The 4,089-nt window shown below is 56.8% G+C and carries 4 protein-coding genes; all 4 read left to right on the forward strand.

Features of this window, described 5'->3' with window-relative positions:
• Positions 1–1,093, forward strand: a 1,093-nt coding sequence (locus tag NP603_RS21590; protein WP_256612934.1) for a hypothetical protein, incomplete at its 5' end; no start/stop codon positions are given.
• Positions 1,090–1,989: a hypothetical protein gene (locus NP603_RS21595; RefSeq protein ID WP_256612935.1), complete on the forward strand. Its 900-nt coding sequence runs from the start codon at positions 1,090–1,092 to the stop codon at positions 1,987–1,989. The genes NP603_RS21590 and NP603_RS21595, both read left to right, overlap by 4 nt.
• Positions 1,989–3,506, forward strand: coding sequence for a hypothetical protein (locus tag NP603_RS21600; RefSeq protein WP_256612936.1), 1,518 nt, complete (start codon positions 1,989–1,991; stop codon positions 3,504–3,506). The genes NP603_RS21595 and NP603_RS21600 overlap by 1 nt, the downstream gene beginning before the upstream one ends.
• Positions 3,506–3,997 carry a DUF4376 domain-containing protein gene (locus NP603_RS21605; RefSeq protein ID WP_256612937.1) on the forward strand — a complete coding sequence of 164 codons (492 nt, stop codon included), beginning with the start codon at positions 3,506–3,508 and terminating at the stop codon, positions 3,995–3,997. Before NP603_RS21600 ends, NP603_RS21605 begins: the two co-directional genes overlap by 1 nt.
• The last annotated feature ends 92 nt before the right edge of the window (positions 3,998–4,089 follow it).

A 4,089-nucleotide genomic window follows, 5' to 3' on the forward strand; every position in this document is an offset into this window, starting at 1 on the left:
GCAATATACCGAGATCACCACCACGAAAAAGAGCTGGTTCTCGAAGAAGACCACGGTCAGCGAGATTCTGAGCGCGCTTGATCCGGAGTTTCAATCGGCGCTGTCGAAGATGTTCCGGGGCATGGCCACGTCGATGATGTCGATGGCCAACGAGTTCGGCAAGGACATGACCGATGCGGTGAATAAATACGTTATTCCCGGGCTGAAGATCAGCCTGTACGGCATGACTTCCGACCAGATGATATCGACGCTGAATAACGTGTTGTCCACCCAGCTCGATGTCATGACCACCAACATTTTCGGCAGCCTGATCGCGAAGTATCAAAAGCTGGGTGAAGGAATGTTCGAGACCGCGACGCGGCTGGTGGCGGAAAAAGCGGTGGTGCTGGATGCAATCAATTTGACCGGTAAAACCTTCTCCGGCGATGCGGTGGCCATGGCCGACGGTTTAGTGACGCTCGCCGGCGGCATTAAAGAATTCCAAGGGTTGTTCCAGGACTATTACCGCAACTTCTACAGCGAAGCCGAGCAGTTGGCCAACACGACCCGGCGCTTGAAGTTGTCCTTGTCCGATTACGGTCTGGAGTTGCCCGATACCCGTCAAGCCTACCGCGACCTGCTCGACGCTCAGAATCTGGACACCGAGGCCGGCCGCGTCCGTTATAACCAGTTGCTGCAATTGGCCGACGCTGCCGACACGTATTACAAGGCCAACGAGAAGTTGCGCGAAAGCATGGAACTGCTGAGCAAAGACACGTTTGCCACGGCCGTCGATTACACCCGCTATTTGCGCCTGGCTCAACTCGCCGGCATCGCCAAGGCGGACGATTTGTTGCCACCGACGCCGGATAAAGTATTCATGCCAACCGGCGCCGCCAATCAAACCCTGCCTGGCATCAACTCCGGTACCACGGTCAGCAGTGCCTTTACCACCGTTGCGGAAAGTAACCAGGCCGTGACCGACGAGGTGCGGCAATTGCGCACCGAACTGCAGGCGCAGAATATTGCGATCGCGCAAAACACGGCCGACGTGGCCAAGCTGTTGAAGCGCTGGGACGGTAATGGACTGCCGGAAACGAGGGTCGTCGCATGATGCTGATCAGGCCGTTTGTGGTGACGGACACGGCGCTATTGTCATGCAATATTCCGGAGACTGATTACACCGCGTTCAATCTCGCGACCACGTACGGGCTTGGCGATCGGGTACGTGTGATCGGTGCCAATGTGCATAGGGTTTATGAGTCGCTGCAAGCCGGCAATGTCGGCCACGATCCGGCTGCGTCGCCGACCTGGTGGCTCGAAGTAGGTCCGACCAACCGTTGGAAGCTGTTCGATTCGTCGGTGACCTCGCAAGCCACGAATCCGGATTCTATCGATGTGACGTTACACCCGACCGGCCGGATCGATTCGCTGGCGTTGTTGAATTTGGCCGCCCAATCGGTGCGGGTAATCATGACCGATGCGGTAGATGGCGTGGTGTACGACAAAACGTTTTCGTTGGTCTCGGATAGCGGCGTGCACGATTGGTATGCGTATTTTTACGAACCTATCGACCGCCGCTCCGACCTGGTGATTTACGACATGCCGCCGTATCACGCCCCAACCATTCAGGTCATCGTCAGCGATCCGGGTTTTACGGTGGCAGTTGGGGCGATGGTCCTTGGCTTCAAAAAGATCATCGGCGGTACGCAATACGGCGTCCGGGTCGGCATTCAGGACTATTCGGTGAAGAAGCGCGACGACTTTGGCAACTACACGGTGCTGGAGCGGGCATTCAATAAGAATGCGACGTTCACGCTATTCGTCGATGCGAACTTCGTCGACCAATTGCACGCACTGCTGGCCAGCTACCGCGCTACGCCGATCGTCTACGCCGGTACCGACATTTACAGCTCGACGGTGATCTACGGCTTTTACAAAGACTTCTCGATCACCATCGCTTATCCGACCGAGTCTATCTGCACTCTCGAAATTGAAGGTTTAACTTAATGGCCATTACTCCGCTTCCCGATGTGCCGCAGCGCGGCGACCAGCCCGATGTTTTTATCGCCCGTGCCGATGCGTTTATCGCGGCGCTTGTTCAGTTTCGATCGGAACTTAACGATGCCGCCAACGCGATGAATCTGTATGCGGTCAGTTCGGTCAGCACGACCAATTTGACGATATCGGTCGCTAGCAAGACCTTAACGGTGGAGCCGGACAAATCGTTTTTGCCGGGGCAGACAGTCAAGATCGCGTCGACGTCCGACGGCGCTAAGTGGATGCTGGGCGACGTGATGTCGTATGACGTTGTGACCGGCGCCTTGGTGGTGTCGGTGAATACGATCCAGGGCAGCGGTACCTTTGCCGCGTGGACGATATCGCTCAGCGCGCCGGGCGGCGCATCGCTGAACGGATCGGTCAGCCAGGATTTCTCGGTGCGCAATTTGTACCAATCGCTCGGCGCCGATATCGCCAGCGCAGGCACAATCAATCTGGATACCGCCACCGGCGACACTGTCGATGTGACCGGCACCACGGCGATTAATGCGATTACGTTGAGCGCCGGACGCGTCAAGCGCGTGCGCCATGCCGGCTCGCATTTGTTGACGCATTCGGCGTCGCTGATACTGCCGGGCGGCAAGAACATTCAAACCCAGGCCGGCGATTATTCGGTGTGGATTGGCTATCCCGGCGGCGTGGTGCGTTGTCTATTGTTTCGGCCGGCCGGCGGGTTGGTGGGCGCGCTCCATGCCAAACCGTCTGTGCGGCAAACGGTGTCGTATGGCCCCGTAGATAGTAACGGCGCAGCGGCGTTCGGCGGTGCCACCGGCAGCACCACGGTTACCACGTCCGGAACGTTAAGTGTGACCGCGGCCAACGGCGATTCCGATCTGAATGGCTCTATCGGCAACCCGAGCTGGACCGGGCTCAACACCGACGGCACTTATTATCTGTATCTGGATATCGCCGCTGACGGCACCTGCACGACCGGCAGCACCGCACTGGAGCCGATTTACCAGCCAGGCGGCGCTTATAGTGTGACGAACGGGCAATGCACGTTCAATATCGGCGAAATGACGATGAAGGTCGGCAATGGCTCGACTGCGAATCCGGTCTATCGGGTGTTTGTCGGCGAAGTGATTGTGGCGAGTAACGTGGTTAGCGCTATTACCTGGTATGCGCTGAATGGGCGTTTTGATGCGCCGTGGACTGCGACGCTGCCAGGCACAGCGACGTTGATCAGCAATAACCATAACATCGGAGTATCGCCGAGAGATGCTGAGTTCGAGATCGAGTGCACTACTGCCGACGCGGGTTACGCGGTCGGCGACCGTATTCTGGGCCCGGCTACCGGTTCCGGCTCATTGGTTTCAAAAATACCATGCATGGTGACTCGTAAGACCATCGCGGTTATTACGGGTAGTTCGCAGGCTTGGTACATTTTCAATAGGTCCACTGGCGCGGTGGCGACACCGACTTCTGCTAGCTGGAAGTATCGCATGACGGCGAAGCGAGGTTGGTGATGGGCTTTTACGTTGATGGTAGCGGTCTGTACTATGAGGGCGATCGAATCGATCCGTCCGACATTGAAGTCGAGCAGCGGCCTAGCAGCGCGTTTATTTACGTCAACGGCAGTTGGGTCGCTGATTTGAGCGCTATAAAATCCGAAAGGATTGCTGGACTGAAGGCGTCGTTGCAATCGGCCATTGTGGCCGGTATCGAAAGTGACGCGCTGGGTATCCCCCATGCATACCCAACGGCCTTGACTGATCAGGCCAATCTCAACGGCCTGGTCACTGAAACCCTGTTACCCGGCGCGGCCGCCGAGTTTAAATTTTGGTGTGCCGATAGCGCAGGCAACTGGCTGAGACGAGTACACACCGCTGAGCAAATCCGGCAGGTCGGCATCGATGTTGCGACGCATATCAAAGCGCAACAATCTCACTACGAAGCGTTACTGATTTCAGTCGAAAATGCCGAGGACGTCGACGCCGTTGCGGCGGTCGTTTGGTAGTTGGCTTTTGCTATGCGCAATTAACTTGCACAATCGGAAAATAGAATTTTTCTCATTTATCGCGCATCTGTCGCTTCATTTATCGCGCGCGG

The sequence above is a fragment of the Methylomonas aurea genome (assembly GCF_024505045.1).
GTDB lineage: Bacteria > Pseudomonadota > Gammaproteobacteria > Methylococcales > Methylomonadaceae > Methylomonas > Methylomonas aurea.

Excerpts from the sequence above, each read along its gene's own strand:
- NP603_RS21595 (WP_256612935.1), top strand. The coding sequence starts at position 1,090 with ATGATGCTGATCAGGCCGTTTGTGGTGACGGACACGGCGCTATTGTCA.
- NP603_RS21600 (WP_256612936.1), top strand. The coding sequence starts at position 1,989 with ATGGCCATTACTCCGCTTCCCGATGTGCCGCAGCGCGGCGACCAGCCC.
- NP603_RS21605 (WP_256612937.1), top strand. The coding sequence starts at position 3,506 with ATGGGCTTTTACGTTGATGGTAGCGGTCTGTACTATGAGGGCGATCGA.